The sequence below is a fragment of the Viridibacterium curvum genome, assembly GCF_039544165.1.
GTDB lineage: Bacteria > Pseudomonadota > Gammaproteobacteria > Burkholderiales > Rhodocyclaceae > Viridibacterium > Viridibacterium curvum.
Window position 1 is genome coordinate 656,662 of sequence record NZ_BAABLD010000008.1, and the last position, 19,029, is coordinate 675,690.

15 protein-coding genes and 1 pseudogene are annotated in these 19,029 nt (G+C 63.9%); 4 read left to right on the forward strand and 12 right to left on the reverse strand.

All coding sequences use genetic code 11. From position 1 onward, the window contains the following. Positions 1-64 precede the first annotated feature (64 nt). Together htpX and ABEA02_RS10755 are read left to right on the forward strand one after the other, a co-directional pair. The gene (gene htpX, locus ABEA02_RS10750) at positions 65-913 is read left to right on the forward strand and encodes a zinc metalloprotease HtpX (protein WP_345532943.1); all 849 of its coding nucleotides are present in this window, start codon (positions 65-67) and stop codon (positions 911-913) included. 300 nt (positions 914-1,213) lie between these two features. Continuing rightward, entirely contained in the window at positions 1,214-1,606 is a 393-nt protein-coding gene (locus tag ABEA02_RS10755) for a hypothetical protein (protein WP_345532944.1), read from the forward strand. A 111-nt stretch (positions 1,607-1,717) separates the two neighbouring features. Here the strand turns inward: ABEA02_RS10755 and ABEA02_RS10760 are convergent, their stop codons facing one another. The 10 genes and pseudogenes from ABEA02_RS10760 to ABEA02_RS10805 all read right to left on the reverse strand — a co-directional run bounded on the left by ABEA02_RS10760 (position 1,718) and on the right by ABEA02_RS10805 (position 12,783). Beyond that, a complete protein-coding gene (locus ABEA02_RS10760) occupies positions 1,718-2,797 on the reverse strand; it encodes a lactonase family protein (protein WP_345532945.1) in 1,080 nt (359 codons plus the stop codon). A 40-nt stretch (positions 2,798-2,837) separates the two neighbouring features. Further along, the gene (locus ABEA02_RS10765; RefSeq protein WP_345532946.1) at positions 2,838-4,100 is read right to left on the reverse strand and encodes a glycerate kinase type-2 family protein; all 1,263 of its coding nucleotides are present in this window, start codon (positions 4,098-4,100) and stop codon (positions 2,838-2,840) included. Between the two features lie 22 nt (positions 4,101-4,122). Beyond that, positions 4,123-5,040: pseudogene (locus ABEA02_RS10770) on the reverse strand (2-hydroxy-3-oxopropionate reductase); the annotation flags it as partial. 137 nt (positions 5,041-5,177) lie between these two features. Beyond that, a complete protein-coding gene (locus ABEA02_RS10775) occupies positions 5,178-5,972 on the reverse strand; it encodes an aldolase/citrate lyase family protein (protein WP_345532947.1) in 795 nt (264 codons plus the stop codon). Positions 5,973-5,981: 9 nt separating this feature from the next. Continuing rightward, a complete protein-coding gene (locus ABEA02_RS10780; protein ID WP_345532948.1) occupies positions 5,982-6,767 on the reverse strand; it encodes an ABC transporter ATP-binding protein in 786 nt (261 codons plus the stop codon). An 11-nt stretch (positions 6,768-6,778) separates the two neighbouring features. Further along, positions 6,779-7,627, reverse strand: coding sequence for an ABC transporter ATP-binding protein (locus ABEA02_RS10785; RefSeq protein ID WP_345532949.1), 849 nt, complete (start codon positions 7,625-7,627; stop codon positions 6,779-6,781). A gap of 226 nt (positions 7,628-7,853) precedes the next feature. Next, on the reverse strand, positions 7,854-8,765 hold the full coding sequence (gene nikC, locus ABEA02_RS10790; protein WP_345532950.1) for a nickel transporter permease: 912 nt from the start codon (positions 8,763-8,765) through the stop codon (positions 7,854-7,856). Between the two features lie 7 nt (positions 8,766-8,772). Continuing rightward, a complete protein-coding gene (locus tag ABEA02_RS10795; RefSeq protein WP_345532951.1) occupies positions 8,773-9,819 on the reverse strand; it encodes an ABC transporter permease in 1,047 nt (348 codons plus the stop codon). A gap of 175 nt (positions 9,820-9,994) precedes the next feature. Further along, positions 9,995-11,596, reverse strand: a complete 1,602-nt coding sequence (locus ABEA02_RS10800) for an ABC transporter substrate-binding protein (protein ID WP_345532952.1) — start codon at positions 11,594-11,596, stop codon at positions 9,995-9,997. A gap of 32 nt (positions 11,597-11,628) precedes the next feature. Continuing rightward, positions 11,629-12,783, reverse strand: coding sequence for a mandelate racemase family protein (locus ABEA02_RS10805; protein WP_345532953.1), 1,155 nt, complete (start codon positions 12,781-12,783; stop codon positions 11,629-11,631). Positions 12,784-12,981: 198 nt separating this feature from the next. Here ABEA02_RS10805 and ABEA02_RS10810 point away from each other — a divergent pair, with 198 nt between their 5' ends. Then, entirely contained in the window at positions 12,982-13,749 is a 768-nt protein-coding gene (locus ABEA02_RS10810; protein ID WP_345532954.1) for a FadR/GntR family transcriptional regulator, read from the forward strand. 542 nt (positions 13,750-14,291) lie between these two features. Here the strand turns inward: ABEA02_RS10810 and ABEA02_RS10815 are convergent. Further along, a complete protein-coding gene (locus tag ABEA02_RS10815) occupies positions 14,292-15,572 on the reverse strand; it encodes a right-handed parallel beta-helix repeat-containing protein (RefSeq protein ID WP_345532955.1) in 1,281 nt (426 codons plus the stop codon). A gap of 130 nt (positions 15,573-15,702) precedes the next feature. Then, positions 15,703-16,554 (reverse strand): DUF4347 domain-containing protein, encoded by an 852-nt coding sequence (locus ABEA02_RS10820; protein WP_345532956.1) that lies wholly within the window; start codon positions 16,552-16,554, stop codon positions 15,703-15,705. Between the two features lie 519 nt (positions 16,555-17,073). On the opposite strand from ABEA02_RS10820, the gene ABEA02_RS10825 reads away from it, so the two are divergent. After that, positions 17,074-18,972, forward strand: coding sequence for a hypothetical protein (locus ABEA02_RS10825; RefSeq protein ID WP_345532957.1), 1,899 nt, complete (start codon positions 17,074-17,076; stop codon positions 18,970-18,972). Positions 18,973-19,029: the final 57 nt, after the last annotated feature.

Consider the following 19,029-nt stretch of genomic DNA (forward strand, 5'->3'; position numbering starts at 1 on the left):
CGCGCGGCATCGCACTGTCTCTAGCAGTGCGCGCAGAAGCGCGTTTTTCCTGAAGGAAACTGCAATGTTCAACTGGTTCAAGACCACCCTGCTGATGGCCGCCATCATGGCCCTGTTCGGCGTGATCGGTGCCATGATCGGCGGCAAGACCGGCATGCTGCTGGCGCTCGTCTTCGGCGGCGCGATGAACTTCTTCTCGTACTGGTTCTCCGACAAGATGGTGCTGCGCATGTACAACGCACAGGAGGTCGACGAGACGAGCTCGCCCTACCTCTACAACATGGTGCGCGAACTGGCACGCCGGGCCGAGCTGCCCATGCCCAAGGTCTACATCATCAACGAGCAGCAGCCGAACGCCTTCGCGACGGGCCGCAACCCGCAGAACGCCGCCGTCGCAGCCACCACGGGCATCATCCAGATGCTGTCGGAACGCGAGCTGCGCGGCGTGATGGCGCACGAACTCGCGCACGTGAAACACCGCGACATCCTCATCTCGACGATTTCGGCGACCATGGCTGGCGCCATATCGGCGCTCGCCAACTTCGCCATGTTCTTCGGCGGTCGCGACGAGGAAGGTCGCCCGGTCAACCCGCTCGCCGGCATTCTCGTGGCAATCCTCGCCCCGCTCGCCGCCAGCCTGATCCAGATGGCCATCTCGCGCGCCCGTGAGTTCGAAGCCGACCGTGGCGGCGCCGAAATCAGCGGCGACCCGATGGCCCTCGCGCGCGCGCTGGAGAAGATCCACGCTTACGCCAGAGGCATCCCGATGTACACGGCAGAGGCCCACCCTGAAACCGCGCAGATGATGATCATGAACCCGCTGTCGGGCGGCGGCCTTGCGGGCCTCTTTTCGACCCACCCGCGAACCGAGGAGCGTGTCGCACGTCTGGTGGCGATGGCGCAAGGCGGTTGAGGTTCTCAACGAGGTCTTCTGCTGCAAGTAACAATGACGCCCACTGCAGAGTGGGCGTCGTGCTTTGCGGGACTGGATTCCCGATCATCCGCACCCACCGCAGATCATCGACATTGGTGCGCGTCGCCCCGGTGAGGATCAGAGATCGTCGAGCGCGTCGAAGACACCATGGGCATGGTTGTCATCAAGCGGGTCGCGTGACGACAGGGTGAGCCCGGGCGTGCGATGATCACAACCCGCAGCATGGGCACGCCGTATCCACGCTGCCAGATACCCGCATTTCTCCGAAACACCTGTTCCATGCCCGATACCCCTCAGCAACAGGAGTGGCTGGCCCTGCAGAGCCAGTTTGCCGCCCACGAAGTTCATGCCCTGCAGTTACGCATGCTGGCTGTCGCACTTTTCGCAGTGATATCCGGTCTGGGCTGGCACCTGCGCGTGCTGGGCCTGGCCCTGCTGATGCTGTGGCTGCTGGAAGCCATGCTGCGCACCACGCAAAGCCGACTCGGTCAGCGTTTGCTGCTGCTTGAAGCGAGCGGCGCGCCCGGCCTGCAACTGCACAGCTGGTGGGCTGCGCAACGCGGTGGTGCTGTGGCGCTCCTCAGCGCTTATGTCTGCGCAGCGCTGCGCCCCACGGTGGCACTGCCCTATGTGCTCCTGCTGATCGGCACGGCCTGCCTGCGCTTCCTGTAACGCTCAGAGCACCAGCGCCGCGCGGAAATCCTTGGCGCTGGCACGGGGTGGCTCAGCGCGCATGGTCGCAAGACACGTCCGCCGCCAGGCTCGCTCCGGCGCTTTCCTCATTCATCGCAGCGGAACGATCTCGACCCAGTTCGGACCCTTGCCGGTCGGCACGCGCGCGACTTCGGTCAGCCTGCCAGTGGCGGCATCGATGCGATAGCTGGTGAGCGAGTGCGACTTCTGCCCCACGGCAAGCAGGAACCGGCCATCGGGCGAGATGTTGAAGCCGCGTGGCTGTGTCTCCGTCGGCCAGTGGTCGATGAGGCGCAGCTGTCCGTCCGCCGCAGCGACCTCGAATCCGGCCAGCGTGTTCGAGCCACGTTCCGATGCGTAGAGGAATCGGCCATCCGGTGTCAGATGCAGATCAGCCGCCGCCGGCTTGCCGCTGAAGCCGGGCGGCACCACGCTGACTGTCTGCAACAGGCTCGCGCCACCCGTGGCCGCATCGTGGCGCAGCACGTGCAGTCTGCCGTCGAGCTCATCAAGCAGATAGATCAAGGCATGCCGCGTCGAGAAGACGAAGTGACGCGGGCCCGACTGCGCCGGCAGCTGCAGCGCCACCACCGGCTCGCCCTGCAGACGCCCCGTCGCAGCATCGACATCCAGGCGGATCAGCTGATCCGCGCCCAGCACGCTGGCATACACGAAGCGTCCATCCGGTGAGCTGCTCACCTGGTGCGCCATCGGCCCGGTCGGCACGATCTGGCTCGGCGCCTGGGGTACGCCGTCCTTGTCTAACGGGTTGACGCTGAGCTTGTTGCCGCCGTACGAAGCAGAGAGGATCAGCTTGTTGCCGCGATCCAGCGCGATATTGGCCATGCTGTCGGCCAGGGGCGCAGCGCCGAGCTCATGCAGCGTGCCATCGCGATTGTCGATACGCAGCGCCACCACGCTATAGGGCTTTGAGCGTATTGCCGCATACAGTCGCTGACGGTCTGCCGACACCGCCATCGGCATCACCGTGCCACCCACGGCACGCGTTTGCACAGGCTGCAGCGTTCCCTGCGCGGTGTCGAGCCGGAACACCGAGATGTCCTGACTCTCTGCATTCGAGACGTACACCATGGTGGGTGTGGCACACGCAGACAGCAGCACCATCATCAGTGCAGCGGTGCCGGTACGGAAAAATCCTGTTGCTGACATCGGGGCTCCCTTCTCTCTGGATGCGGCATGTAGTTATCGGTCAGACAATCAGCAGCAAACGCAGATCGTTGACATTGGTACGCGTCGGCCCGGTGACAATGAGGTCATCGAGCGTCGCAAAGAAACGATAGGCATCGTTGTCATCGAGCAGCGCGCGCGCTGACAGTCCCTGCGCGCGCGACCGAGCCAGCGTGTCAGGCGCCATGCGGCAGCCCGCGTTGTCCTCGCTGCCATCAATGCCATCGGTATCGATGGCCAGGGCATACACTCCGGGCTCGGCCTCCAGCGCGCAGACCAGCGACAGGAGGAACTCCGCATTGCGTCCACCACGCCCCCTGCCGCGCACCGTCACGCTGGTCTCGCCGCCCGAAATCAGCACGCAGGGCGGTGCCAGAGGCTGACCGTGACGGCGCACCTGCCTGGCCATGCCCGCGTGCATGCGCGCCACCTCGCGCGCTTCGCCCTCGATGGCGTTGCCGAGAATCAAGGGCGTCACCCCTGCCTGCAACGCCACCGCTGCGGCGGCTTCCAGTGCGTCCTGCGCCGTGGCCACCACTTGACAGGCATGGCCGACAAAACGGGGGTCGTCAGGCTTGGGCGTTTCCCCCAGACCACTTTCGAGCAGCGCACGCGCCGCCGCAGGGATGTCGATGGCGTAGCGCTGCAGTATGCTCAGCGCCTCGGCACACGTCGTGGCATCGGGCAGGGTGGGGCCGGAGGCCACCACCGACGGATCATCACCCGGCACGTCCGACAGCACCAGCGTCACGACCCTGGCGGGTGCACAGGCCACGCCCAGGCGCCCTCCCTTGATGGCCGACAGATGTTTGCGCACGCAGTTGAGTTCGGCAATCGATGCGCCAGAACGTAGCAACGCACGATTGATGGCCTGCTTGTCCGCCAGCGTGATGCCCTCGGCCGGCAAACCCAGCAAGGCCGACCCGCCACCCGAAATCAGGCACAGCACCATGTCATCCGGCCCCAGCCCCTGCACTGCCTGCAGAATGCGTGCCGCTGCCGCCATGCCCGCCTCGTCGGGTACCGGGTGCGCGGCTTCGATGACCTCGATCCGCTCGCACGGCAGGCTGTGGCCATAACGCGTCACGACAATTCCCGTGAGCGGCCCGCTCCAGTGCTGCTCGACCACCGCCGCCATCTCGGCCGCCGCCTTGCCGGCCCCCACCACAACCGTGCGCCCACGCGGCGGTGGCGGCAGGAACGGTGGCAGGCAACGCGCTGGCGCCACGGCGTCGATGGCGCGCATGGCCATGTCGTGTAACAGCGTTTGCGGATGGAAGGACATGATGGTTCCCCCTTGGAATGGGTCAGGCACCCGTGCCGATCTCGAAATCGGCGAGGCGCTCCAGCGCACGCACCATGCCGGAGTGATCCCATTGCGAACCGCCCTGCGCGGCGCAGCTGTTGAACAGCTCCTGAGCCGTCGCGGTGTTGGGCAGGGACACGCCGACCGCGCGTGCGGTCGACAACGCGAGGTTGAGATCCTTCTGGTGCAGTTCGATGCGGAAGCCCGGATTGAAGGTGCGCTTGATCATGCGTTCGCCATGCACTTCGAGCACGCGCGAGTTGGCAAAGCCCCCCATCAGGGCCTGGCGCACACGCGCCGGATCGGCGCCGGCCTTTGCCGCCAGCAACAGGGCTTCACTGACCGCTTCAATGTTGAGCGCCACGATGATCTGGTTGGCCACCTTGGTGATCTGCCCGTCGCCGACGCCGCCGACGAGGGTGATGTTCTTGCCCATCTTCTCGAACAGCGGCTTGACGCGTTCGAACACGGCTTCGTCGCCGCCGCACATGATGGTCAGCGTGGCGGCCTTGGCACCCACTTCACCACCCGACACCGGCGCGTCGATGTAGTGCGCACCGAGCGCTGCGATTTTCGCGGCGAACTCCTTGGTGGCTACGGGCGAGATCGAACTCATGTCGATGACGACCTTGCCCGCCGTGATGGCCGATGCCACGCCGTTGGCACCAAACAGCACCTCTTCGACGTGCGGCGTGTCGGGCACCATGGTGATGATGATGTCGGCGTTGCGCGCCACTTCGGCAGCGCTCGCGCAGACCGTGCCGCCCGCCTGCGTCAGCTCGCCCGGCACGCCGCTGCGGCTGTGCAGGTAAAGCGTGTGACCGGCAGCGATGAGGTGACCCGCCATGGGTGCGCCCATGATGCCGAGGCCGATGAATCCGATTTTCTGCATGTGATGCTCCTGACTGAGTGTTCTGGTGGTTCGCCCTCTCCCGGCCTTCGGCCACCCTCTCCCGCAAGCGGGCGAGGGAACCGTACAGCTGCCCCTCTTCCGTAGAACGGGAGAGGGTGGCGCGTCAGCGCCGGGAGAGGGCGGGTTTTCTGGTCATGGGCAAATCACGCCGCCTTCGCACGCGCAGCCTTGAATTGCTGGAAGCGGCTGGCGAGCTGTTCCGATGCACGGGCGAGCAGCGCGATATCGGCGCCCACGGCAGTGAAGCAGCAGCCCCATTCGATGTACTGCCGCGCCTGCGCTTCGTCGCCGGTGAGGATGCCGGCCGGCTTGCCAGCTGCGTTGATGCGCGTGATGGCGTCACGAATGGCGCGCTGCACATCAGGGTGGCCGGGGTTGCCGATCTGGCCCATCGCAGCGGAGAGATCACCGGGGCCAATGAAGATGCCGTCGACGCCGTCCACTGCCGCAATCGCTTCGATCTGCGCCAGCGCCTCACTGGTCTCGACCTGCACGATCACGCACAGCTCGTCCTGCGCGCGGCCGTGGTAGTCCTTGATGCGACCGAAGCGCGACGCACGCGACAGGCCGGTGAAGCCGCGCAGGCCACCCTCGGCGGGGTAACGCGTGGCCGCGACAGCCTCCGCCGCTTCATCAGCGTTCTGCACATAGGGCACAAGAATGGTCTGCACGCCGATGTCGAGCACGCGCTTGATGAGCACCTTGTCGTTCCACGCAAGGCGCACCACGGGATGCGAGCCGCCTTCGACAAGCGCCTGCAGTTGCTGGTGCAGCAGGAAGGTCTCGTTGGGTGAGTGCTCGGCGTCGAGCACGATCCAGTCGAAACCGGCGCCACCGATGACCTCGGTGCTGACGTGGTTCGACAGATGCGACCACAGGCCGATCTGCAGCGCGCGCTGCTGGATGGCCCGCTTGAAGGGATTCAGGATCATTTCCATGTGGACTCCTCAGGCGGCCATGGCTTGCGCCATCTCGCGGCTGTAGTGGCGGCTCGCTTCGACGAGCATGCGGGTGTAGGGATGGCTGGGCGTGCTGCCGGTGAGGCTGGCGCTATCGATGGTGTCGACGATCTCGCCCAGCTGCATGACGGCCACGCGATCGCACAGATGCGCGACGACGCCGAGGTCGTGCGTGACCAGCAGGTAGGTCAGGCCGTCGCGCACACGCAGATCGGCGAGCAGGTTGAGGATTTCGGCCTGCACCGACACGTCGAGTGCCGAGGTCGGCTCGTCGAGCAGCAGGATGCGCGGTTCGAGGATCAGCGCGCGCGCAATCGCCACACGCTGGCGCTGGCCACCGGAGAGCTGATGCGGATAGCGGTAGCGGAAGGCGCGCGGCAAGCCGACCTTGTCGAGAATGGCGTCGATGCGCGCGCTGCGGTCACCGATGCCGTGAATGGCGAGCGGTTCGCTGAGCGCGGTCTCGATGGTGTGACGCGGATGCAGCGAGCCATAGGGGTCCTGGAAGACCATCTGCAGCTTGCGGCAGCGCGCGCGGTCTAGCTTGCGACCGAGGGCCGCGCCGTCGACCGCGAGACTGCCTTGCCAGTGCGTGTACTGCCCGGCGAGGCAGCGCAGCACCGTGGTCTTGCCCGAGCCGGATTCGCCGACGAGGCCGAAAGATTCGCCTTCGGCGACGTGAAAGTTCACATCACGCAGCACGCGGTTAGCGTTCGAACCTTCGCCGAAGCTGAGGTCAAGGTGCTGCACGTCAATCATGGTTTTGTCGCTCACGTCTTTTCTCCTCAAGCGGCCAGCCAGGCGGGGTCACGTTGCAGCACGGGCAGTCGCTCGCGGCGCTGGTCCACACTGGGCAGGGCGGCCAGCAGGCCACGCGTGTAGGGGTGCTGGGCTTTGTCCAGATCAGCCGCAGCAATCGATTCGACGACGCGGCCCGCGTACATGACCAGCACGCGGTCACAGAAGCTGCGCACGAGGTTGAGGTCGTGGCTGATGAAGATGAGTCCGAGGCCGCGCTGGCTGACGAGATCGTCGAGCGTAGCCAGCACCTGCATGCGCACCGATACGTCGAGCGCCGAGGTCGGCTCGTCGGCGATCACCACTTCGGGCTCGGTGATGAGCATCATCGCAATCATGATGCGCTGGCCCATGCCGCCCGACACTTCGTGCGGATACATGGCGAACACCCGTTGCGGGTCACGGATGCGCACCGCTTCGAGCATTGCCAGCGCACGCTGCTCGGCTTCCTTGCGACTCACCTTGTGGTGTGCGAGGTAGGCCTCGGCGATCTGCTTGCCGACGCGCATGACCGGATTCAGCGAATACTTGGGGTCCTGCATGATCATCGACATGCGGCGACCACGGATATCGCGCATGGCGTTCTCGCTGGCCGTCAGCAGATCGGTGTCGCCGAAGCGCAGCGTCTTTGCCTCGATGCGCGCACTGCGCGGATGCAGGCGCAGCAGGCTGCGGCCAACAGTGGATTTGCCGGAGCCGGACTCGCCGACGATGGCGAGCTTCTCGCGGCCCAGCGTGAAGGACACGCCGCGCACGGCATCGACGAGGCCTTCGCTGGTGGCGAAGCGCACGGTGAGGTCTTCGGCTTCGAGCAGGGGTTGTGTGGGTTGATTCATGATTCGAGCCTCTATGCGTGCAGGGCACTCAAAAACTTTCCGTCGTTCCCGCCAGCTTTACAGCCAGCGTTGCTGCGCATCGCTCCCCTCGCCCGCTTGCGGGAGAGGGGTTGGGGGAGAGGGCTTTGGCGGGAACCCAGTGGCTTTTGTTTCAACTGCAAACGTCGCTGGATTCCCGCCTTCGCGGGAATGACGGCACAGGAAAGCGCTGCGTTTCTCATGACGTTCACTCGCTGCGCGGATCAAGCAGATCACGCAGGCCGTCGCCGAAGAGATTGAAGGCAAGGCTCACCATCATGATGGCGGCACCGGGCATGGCGACCAGCCACCAGCACTCGAGCATGTAGCGGCGGCCGGCGGAGATCATGGCGCCCCACTCGGGCACCGGCGGTTGCGCGCCGAGACCGAGGAAGCCGAGGCCCGCGGCTGTGAGGATGATGCTGGCCATGTTCATGGTGAGGCGCACGACCACCGAGGACAGACACATCGGCACGATGTGGCGCACAAGGATGCGCAGCGCAGATGCGCCTTGCAGCTGCACGGCAACGATGTAGTCAGCGCGACGCAACGACAGCGTCTCGGCGCGTGCAAGACGCGCGATGGGTGGCCAGGCGGTGAGCGCGATGGCGATAATGGCGTGATCGAGCCCCGGCCCCAGTGCAGCGACGAAGGCAAGCGCCAGCACGAGGCCCGGGAAGGAGATGAAGATGTCGGTGATGCGCATGAACAGCGTGTCGATCCAGCCACCGAAGTAGCCGGAGACGACACCCACTGCGAGACCCACCGGGCCGACCACCACGGTTACCAGAGCGATGATGTAGAGCGTGATGCGCGAACCGTAGACCAGGCGGCTGAAAATGTCGCGACCGTATTCGTCGGTGCCGAACCAGTGCGTCGCGTCGGGTGCCTTGAGGGTGTTGCTCAGATCCTGTGCGACGGGGTTATGGGTGGCAATCCACGGCGCGAATGCAGCGAGCAGCAACAGCCCGAGGATCACAGCAAGGCCGGCAACAGCAAGCGGATTGCGGAACAGCTTGCGCAGGTTGCGCAGAACGTTCTCACGCAGCGCCTGCGTCGAGGACTGCGGCACGCCGGAGGAAGCGGAAGAGGTTGTGGCAGAGAGTGTCATGGTCGTCATGTCAGGCTCAACGGGTCCGGGGATCAAAGACCTGGTACAGCGCATCGGTCACCAGGTTGAGGGTTACGAAGATGATGCCGATCAGCAGCACGCAGCCCATCACGGCGTTCATGTCACCGAGCAGCAGGCTGCTGGTGAGGTAGCTGCCGAAGCCCGGCCAGGCGAATACGGTCTCGATGAGCACTGCGCCTTCGAGCAGGCCGCCGTAGGCCAGCGCAACGATGGTGAGCAGCTGCACGAGGATGTTGCGGAATGCGTGGTTCCAGATCACCTCGCGCTCAGACAGCCCCTTCACACGGGCCGTGATGATGTATTCCTGCGACAGCTGGGTCAGCATGAAGCTGCGCGTCATGCGCGCGATGTAGGCCATGGAGTGCAGCCCGAGGATGCAGGCCGGCAAGGTGATGTACTTGATCGCGCTGGCGAACACTTCCCACTCGCCAGCAATGGCCGAATCGATAAGCAGCAGGCCGGTGCGCTTTTCGACGAGGCCATCGTAGGCGAGGTCGACACGCCCTGCGCCACCGGCCCAGCCCAGCCAGGCGTAGAAGATGATGAGGCCCATCATGCCGAACCAGAACACCGGCACCGAGTAGCCGCACAGGCTGATGACGCGCACCACCTGGTCACCGGCGCGGCCGCGCCTGGTTGCCGCGAAGACACCCAGCGGCACGCCGACACAGGTACCGAACAGGATGGCCAGGGTGGCGAGCTCGATGGTGGCGGGGAACACGCGGGCAATATCGGCGGTAACGGAGTTGCCGGTCATCAGCGAGCGGCCGAGATCGCCATGCAGCAGGTCGCGCAGGTAGTAGCCGAATTGCACGTAGAGCGGACGGTCAAGGCCCAGCTGGTGATAGACCTGCTGATAGGTAGATTGGTCAGCGTCCGAACCCACGATGGACAGCACGGGGTCCAGCGGCATGACACGGCCGATGAAGAAGGTCAGCGCGAGCAGGCCCAGCAGGGTCACGCCGACGATGGCAAGGCGGTGGCCGAGGCCGGCCGCGCGCTGGGCGGAGAGGCCGGGCAGGCGCAGGGTGAGGGCAGTCATGATGTGTCCGGTGGCTTCAGAACAACTTTGATGGGTGATGGGCGGCGCCCTTAACCCCTCCCAACCTCCCCTTGTCAGGGGAGGCGTCAGTTCGGGCGGGAGCGATCGCCCTCCCCTGACAAGGGGAGGGAGGGGTGGGGTTTGAATCACATGCGATGGATTACAGCTCAGGCGCTCATTGCTTGTAGACGTCACGCCAGTGCGTGGTCGCCGAGGGATGCGAGCGGTAGTTGCGGATGTCCTTCTGCAGCACCACGGTCTCCACCATCTGCGACACGGGCTGGATGGCACCAACCTGGCTGTCGTAAAGGCGCTGCACTTCCTGATACATCTCGGTCTGCTTCTTCACGTCCTTCTCGACTTCCGCCTTCTCGATCAGGGCGTTGATCTCGGGGCTGATGAACGAGGTACGCCAGCCCTGGAAGTTGGTCAGCTTGGCTTCATCGCGGTTGTCCGGGTTGTAGACCAGCGAGCGCAGGCTGCTGTGCGGGTGCGGTTCGGCGCCGCCGCCGCCACGGCCGACGATGATCTCGAAGTTGCGGTCGCGCATCGCGCCATACACCTGGTTGCCGGTGCCTGGCACCACGGCCGCTTCGATACCCCCCAGGGCAAGCGTGGCCTGCAGGTTGGTCGCAATGTTGATGAAGGGCGGGTCAGACAGCACGCGGATGGTGGTCTTGAAGCCGTTCGGGAAGCCGGCTTCGGCCAGCAACTTGCGTGCAGCAGGCACGTCGAACTTGTAGCCGGGCTCGGGTAGCGTGGCCGGCAGGCCCAGCTGCACGGGGCGCTGGTGGAAGATGCCGTAGTTGGGCATGACGGTGTCGTTGATGCCCTTGTAGTCGATGAGGTTGCGGATGGCGAGACGCACGCGCTTGTCAGCGAACTTCGGGTCTTTCATGCTCACCGCGACGTAGTAGACGTTGCCGCGCTTGACTGACTCGACGACCACCTTGGGGTTCTTCTTCATCGCTTCGACATCGGGCACCGACATCCCATTGGCGATGTCGATATCGCCACGCTCCAGCATCAGGCGCAGGGTCTGCGATTCCGTCATGTGACGCAGCAGGACGCGGCGCAGCTTGGGCGCACCGCGCCAGTAGCCATCGAAGCGCGTCATCGTCAGCACGTCTTTCTGGCGCCACTCGTTGAACACGAAGGGACCGGAGCCGGCTTCGTTGGTGGTGAGCCAGGTGCGGCCGAGGTCACCATCCTTCTCGTTCTGCATGACCTTCTTGCTGTCGAGCACGACGGCACTGACCGAAGTGCCCAGCGTGTAGATCACGAGATTGGGATCGGTTGGCTCGGGCAGGTCGATGACCAGGGTCTGTGCATCGGTGGCGCGGATCTTCTCTTCGACATTCTTCGGTGTGAAGCCGTAGGCCTTCCACACCGAAGCGAGCGCAAGATTGATCTTCACGACACGCTGCAAGGACCAGGCGGCATCCTGCGCCGTGAGCGGATTGCCGGAGTGGAATTTCACGCCCTTGCGGATCTTGAACGTGATGCTGGTGTTGTCCGGCGCGATGCTCCAGCTCTCGGCCAGCGCCGGCAACACCTTGTAGGTGTTGGCCGGGTCGAGCTCGACGAGCGAGTCGTACATGTTGGCGTTGATCTCGACCACGTCGTTGCCGGTGGCGTTCGCCGGGTCCAGCGACAGCAGGTTGTTCATGCTCATGCCGATGATGAGCGCGTCCTTCGGTGTCGCGGCCTGCACAGCGGCAGACAACACCATCGACACCGCAAGCGCACAGGCGCTGACGAGCTGTGTGAGTTTCATGACCAGTCTCCTTTTTCTGATTTCTTGATCGCTTAGTACGTCGCGACCGTATGTGCTGCGATGTAGTCAAAGTTGATGTCTTCGCCGAGACCCGGCTTCTGCGACAGATGCACGAAGCCCTCCTTGTCCATGGGGTCGGCAAGGCTGTTGAGGTAAGCGGGCACTTCGTCGTAATCGAGGAAGGGGTGCAACAAGCCGCGCTCGTACCACGCACAGTTCTTGATCGCCGCGCACACGGCCAGGTTGGCCGCGCCGTTGCCATGCACCTCGCAGTTCATGCCGAAGGCATCGGCCATGCCGGCAACCTTGAGCGTCGGCGTGATACCGCCCACGCCCGGCACACCGGCACGCGTGATCGTCGCGGCGCCAGACTTGATCCACTCGGCGCGCGTGTGGTGCTTGCCGCCCATGTATTCCGGCCCGAGGATGGGGATGTCGAGCTGCTGCGTGAGCCACACATAGGACGACATGCTCTGCTCGTCCATCATTTCCTCGAACCAGGCGAAGTTGAGCTTTTCCAGTGCCCTGCCGATCTTCAGCGCGTCGGTGCGGCTGTACCAGTGGTAGCCGTCGAGCATGAGGTCGATGTTCGGGCCGACGGCTTCGCGCACGGCGGCGCAGCACTTGATGTCCATCGCTACATTGGGTGCGAAGGCCACCGGCGGCATCCAGGTGTGCAGCTTGATGGCCTTGTAACCACGTGCGACGAGCTGCTCGGCGAAGGCGGCGTATTCCTCGGGCGTGGACAACCCACCCTTGAGTTCATCACCGCACATCGTGCTGCCGTACGCCGGCACCTTGTCGCGGTAGCCGCCGATAAGTTTGTAGACCGGCACACCCAGCTTGCGACCGGCCAGATCCCACAAGGCCTGATCGGCCACTGCCATCGCGCGGTCAGTCAGCTGACCGGCGCTGCCGCGCTGCCAGTGCGCGAGGTCTTGCCAGATCTGCTCGCGCATGAAGGGGTCGGCACCAACCATCACTTTGCGGAAGAAGGCGTCCATAACGTGCTGACGGATCACTTCGACCGGCCCGAATGCATGACCCTGACTGCCGTCGTCACACGTGATGGTCAGCATCGCCATCTTTGCGTCCTTCTCCGGCCCCGGATGGGAATGCCCGGCGGCGTCGACCGAGCGCTTGCTCGGGTAGGTAAATACGGTGCCTGTCAGTCGTTCTATCTTCATCGGTGAATGTCTCGTTGATTGCGGGATGACTTGTCAGTCGTCATACAAGTTGAATCGTAGCGAGTCACGTGGAAATCTGTCAAAGCCTGCGAACCCCTAGGGGTTAACCTGCATAAACGACGGATTTGTTGGCTATTTTTCGCTGCATCGCAACATTCTGGCTCTGGCTGCTTGTTGTGTTATATGATGAGATCAACCATGAAAACAGAAACTCATCATACAAGTGAACCGGGCTTGCGCAGCACGGCTCTGCCCGGCGCCCGGCGCGAAAAGCTCAGCGACCAGCTATCGCGTGCTCTGGCCGAGCGCATCGCCGGCGGTCGTTACGGCGTGGGTGATCGCCTGCCCAGCGAGCAGGAGCTGATTGAGGAATTCCAGGTCAGCCGCACCGTGGTACGCGAAGCCATCGCCAAGCTGCGCGCCAGCGGCCAGGTTGATACGCGGCAGGGGCGCGGCGCTTTCGTCGTGCAACAACGCGAAGCCAGCGGCTTCGAGATCGACGCCGGCAGCCTGTCGGTCGTACAGGAGATGGTCGCTGTACTCGAATTGCGCATCGCACTCGAAAGCGAAGCCGCCGTGCTCGCCGCCCAGCGCCGCACACCCGAACAGCTCGCCGCCATGCGCAGCGCGCTGGCCGAGATGACCGCCGCCATCGCACGTGGCGAAGACGCGGTGCAGGCCGACATGGCCTTCCACCGCGCCATTGCGGAGGCAGCTGGCAACGCGCACTTTCTCAAGCTGTTCAACTACGTGGGCGAGCTACTGATTCCGCGCGCACGCCTGCAGTCGGTACGCCTCGACGCCGTGCCGATGGCCGACTACCTCGCACGCATCCAGCGCGAGCACGAGCAGATCTGCTACGCCATCGAAAAGCAGGATCCGGAAGCCGCGCGCGCCGCCCTGCGCATGCACCTGTCGGAGAGCAAGGCACGCCTGCAACGCAGCATCGCGCAGCTCAGCACCTGAGCGCCACCTCGCAAAACCGCAGGTGCGACTTCACTCCCCCTCCCCATGACTGCCTCCCCACAGGGCAGTAGGTGCGACTTCAGTCGCACTCCCCTGTTGCCCGCCCGGCAGACCGACTGAAGTCGGCCCTACGGAGTGACGGTGTCGGGAGGTCACAGTGCGCCCCAATAGCCCAAAGAAGCGGGCCATGTCAGCGCATCGTGTCTTGGCAGTGCGCTTCACTCCCCCTCCCCATGACTGCCTCCCCACAGGGCAGTAGGTGCGACTTCAGTCGCACTCCCCTGTTGCCAGCCCGGCTGACCGACTGAAGTCGGCCCTACGGAGTGACGGTGTCGGGAGGTCACAGTGCGCCCCGAGAGCCCTCAAAGAAGCGCTCGTACATTTCGGTCAGGACGAAAGCAGCCCTCACCCCAACCCCTCTCCCGCAGGACGAGGGGCCCGAAACCCCCTTCTCCCGCCGGGAGAAGGGTTGGGGATGAGGGCCTTTGGCTGACAACATCCGTCCGTATTGCTTAAGTGAGACAGACCTACTGAAGTCGGCCCTACGGCGCAGCCTGCAGGGCGCCAATCAGTCGCGTGCTGCCACTGATAACGCGCAACACCAGAGGCAAAGGCGCGTCCTGCACATAGGCCGCATCCGGCACGCTGCCCAGCGCGAGACTCGCCAACACGCCCGCAGCGGGCCAGAAGTTCGGGCTGCTCACATTGGTCGCACCTGACAGATTGGCCGCAGTCGTCGTGTAGCTCGACGTGTTGGTGAACACCGGGCTCAGCACCGACAGGCCACTCAACAGGTTGGCCGTGCCTGCGAACAGGTTGGCCGTCAGCTTCAGTGAGCTGATTCCCGGGTTGGCATAGAGGAAGTTGCCGCCGCTGTACGTGCTCACCAGCGTGTTGTGACGCAGCTCCATCGCGTTGGAGGGCCACACGCTGATGCCCTCGGCACCAAAGGACACGAGATTCGGATTGTCAGCCGACGGCCCTTTCTGCACGAGGTTGCCGCGCAGAAAGACTTCGCCGCCATTCGGAAACTCCAGCTGGTAGCTCGCTGTGCCACTCGTGCCATCCATGAAGTAACTGTTCTCGATCACGCTCGCCTTCGCGCGGCTCTTGAGGTTGTGACCGATCTTCGTCGAGTGGAAGAAGCTCTGCCGCACCGTCAGGCTGTTCACCTGCCCGATGTAGATGCCATGCGAATACCCGTCGCCATACCCGTTGCGCGCAAAGGTGCTGCGCTCGATCACGATGTTGTTGCTGCCCGCCGCCGTGAGGATGCCGTTCTCGTTGTCGTAGAAGCCGCAACCACGCACCGTCAGGTTCACGTTCGGCTCCACGCGGATGCCGGCCCCGTTCTTGTCAGCCACCTTGGCGTCGTGGAAGACGATGTTCTCGACCACCAGGTTGTTACCCGCAGCGACCCAGATGCCCTTGCCCGCCGCGTTGTTGCCGTTGGCGTACAGATGCGCCTGGCCACCGACGCCGCAGATCGTCAGATTGCTGCGCGACCAGGTCACCACATCGCCCGTGTAGTTGCCGGCCGCGATGCGTATCGTGTCGCCGTTGAGCGAGACCGCCGCCGCCGCACTGGGCGTCGCGTACGTCTTGCCCGGCCCCACTTCCAGCACACGCCCCGACGGACTGTCACAGGCAGTTGCCGTGCCGCCTGCGGAAGACGTCGCGGACGACGCACTCGACGCCGCGGCACTTGAAGCACTGCCTGCTGACGAAGCACTGGTTCCGGCTGCCGTCGCACCGCCACCATTGCCGCCGCAAGCTGCCAACACAAACGCAAAACTCAGAACGGGAAAGTAAAGGGTACGCATGATGGGGCGCTGAAGTCAGGTCGCTGCAGCATAGTCCATCCGCCAGCGGCATTGAACGCCACGCGACAGGTGCCGGTCGTCTGCCACCCGAGGGCACAAGCAGTTACGCAACAACGCGATCCGGGCAATGTCAGAAAGGCGAAAGCCGATCAAAGCTGTGCTCCATCATGAGCACCGCGCCCCGCCAATACTCGTTGAATGCCTGGTACACCGTTTCGTACCTGTGCTGGCCATCACCGCCCGATTCGCCGATCAATCCCAGGGCAATGCTGAAATGAAGTTGGATCTCGTCGATCACGCCACGACTCCCCGGTCCGCCGAATTGTTCCAGCCCCCCGACGCCAGCGGCTTCAAGAAATAGCAGCGTGTTTCTGATGCCTGATTCGCGCAGTATGACTGCGCTATCCAGAAACACGCCTGACCCTATCCGGTTGTGCGCAGTCACTGCCATGCCATCCGGATGGCCGAGCGAAGACACTCCGTAGCCGGTGTAAGCAGTGACGGTTCCTCCGTTCTGAGCCAACATGATTTCCGCCAGGCGCCCCACGAAGCGCTCGCACCGGGCGCCCTCATCCGCTTCGTGAAAGCTGATGTCACGGGTACGTAATCGCCCAAGCAAATCCAGCACAGAAGGCGTACGTGTGGTCCCCGCGACATTGCATCCGAGTATTTCGATATGTGCCCCCGGCGCAAACCGACTGGCAATGTCCCCCGAACTGGTCAGATGCGACAGAGTCCCCTCATGCAAGCCCCAGGTAAAGTCCGTGGTATTCAGCGCCAGGCGCCCCGGACTCCCGTGCGAGTAAATCATCAAGTTGCTGATGTCGCCCGTGGGGCGGGCAAGGATCGCCTCCCGAAAGCCATCGACCCCGTTAACACGCACCGTCACGGCATCTGACAAGGCCTCCCTCAAACCTGCCGCGAAACGATGCAACGCATCTGTCGCAGATGAACTGAAGGCGTTGATCACCATATCCGTCATGCGCGGGCTCCCGGCGCTATCGAAGCGCCATTGATTCAGCAAAATCGGGGCCGCATGAGCATGCCGGCCAGTCGGTATGGCTTCCGGTGATTATGGCCGGTAGAACACCATCCTTCCAGCACTGTCTTCTGCCCTTTCAGGGCGCAGCGCAAACTGGCGCGACTGCCGGCCCCGCGACCGAGCGGCTTGGGCGAGAGAAGTGTGTCTCGTGCGCGACGGAAACGGCTGTGCGTCTCAGAGGCCGCATGAGAAGCGGGCATCAGATCACCGTATTGCCACCGCTCCAGCTGTCTGAGCGCAAGGAGGGCTGCCCACTTTGGCGGCTCGCTCGTCGCTTTCATTGGCTTGCGTAGATTTGTTATTTCTCGGCGCCGCTCAAGTTCGGATTCCCTACTTTCATAGCCCGCGCTTTGACTCGACTGCGGCAGCGCAGCAAACATGCGCGCCGGTCGCCCTGAAGGCGCAGGTCTCCTGAGCCCTCCCCTGGCGACCCACACACATATTTCAGGAGAGTCATCCATGTATCCACGCCTCTTTCTAGGCCTGGTGGCCGGTCTGCTGGTCGGTGGCGCGCAAGCAGCCAACCGACCGGCTGGCTACGTGACCATCTGCGTCGAGGGCAAGACCTGCTCGGTCAGCACCACGACCAAGGTCGCCTTCGGCCGCGCCGACAAGTTCTTCTATCGCGATCTCACCGGCAGCTTCGTCTGTAACGAGGCCACCTTCGGTGGTCGCACAGCGGGCGGCAACAACGAGTGCTCGGTACCCAGCAGCAACACCAGCTCCTCGGCCAGCTCGTCGAAAGCCTCATCCGCTGCGTCGTCATCGGTCGCGTCGTCGGTGGCATCCTCCGTTGCCTCCTCAGCTGCCTCCTCAGTTGCTTCCAGTGTCGCTTCGTCAAGCTCCTCGCGCGCCTCTTCGGTGGCATCGAGCAGCGTCGCCTCCAGCAGCGTGGCCTCGTCAGCGAGCAGCTCGGCCGCGAGCTCGTCGACCAGCAGCACGACTGCGCAGTGCACCGCCTACGACGCACCGAAGTACTCGCCCGACCTGAACTACGACATCAAGACCGACACCACCAACGCCTCGGTGGACCCCAGCAAGTTCAAGGTCTACCTCGGCTGCGACGCCAGCCTCGTGGCCGGCTACAAGACTTCGGGCCGTTTCGCCTTCATCTGGGGCAAGAACCGCAATCCGTCGATCACCGATGCCGACATTGATCGCGTGCTCAAGAACCTGAACGAAGACTCCGCCTACATCCGCGACACGATGGGCTGGCCCGTCGACAAACTGCAACGCGACGGCTACTTCAGCAACGTGTACCTGTTCGGTTCGGGCCTTTGCACCGACAATGCCGCCAACACCGAAAAGGGCGGCTGGCAAAGTGGCATCAATGGCTACCCGATGGTGCTGCTGTCGTACTACCCCGTCGTCACCGCCAGCGAACGCGGTGGCATCACACACGAATACATTCACGCCATCATGGCCAGCTTCGGCAACAAGGCCGCCTGGTTCAACGAAGGCGGCAACACCTGGCTGCAAATGAACATGGAAGCCGGCCGCACCGGCACCTACGGCGTCGGCTTCCTCGACGCAGCGCCCTTCCTGGCGCCGCACATGCCGATCGAGAACTACAGCGGCTGGCTGCAGGATGGCACCTTCGGCGGCCCGAACGCCGAGGGCGTCGATCTGCAATCCAACGGCAAGCAGGTCGCCACCTGGCGCGAATACCTTGGCGGCAACCAGTACAACTCGGTGTTCTCGCACTTCATCTCGCTGTATCTCTCGAAGGGCTCGAACGCCTGGATCTGGAAGAACGGCCCCTACAACCACATCGTGCGCTCGCTCTCCAGCGGCCTCGGTGATGCACAAACCAAGCAGCTGATCACCGAGTACCGCGCTCGCCAGGCCATGGTCGACTTCGGCCCCTGGACCAACGCCTTCAAGGTGCCCATCAACGACAACTGGGGTCGCACCATCGTCTCCGAGAAAACCGATGGCGGCTTGCTCAAGGACACCTCCTACAAGCTCACCTTCTACTCGGCGACCACACAAAGCGGCACCACGCTGATCCCGGCCACCGAAACCCTGCCGGGCTGGACCGGCGCCAACCAGATTCCGCTGAAAGTGAGCGGCAACAAGGTGCGCGTCAACTTCCAACCGCTGGGCAACAACATGCGCTTCCAGCTCGCCTACCGCGCAGCCGACGGCAGTGCGGTCTACAGCAAGCCGGTGGACAGCGGTGAAGCCTGCCTCGACCTGACGAAGACACCGAAGAACGGCGTCGTCGTCGGCATCGCTACCAACCTCGACTACGTCTACAACGGCGAAGCCACCCGCAAGCAGAAGAGCGACTACCGCGTTCACCTGCTCGAAGGCGTTACCGGCACCGCCCCCCTGTACGACAAGCATTACCAGTAACCGCTGCAAACAGAAACGCCCACCGCGCAGGTGGGCGTTTTCCCTTTCACAGCAAGC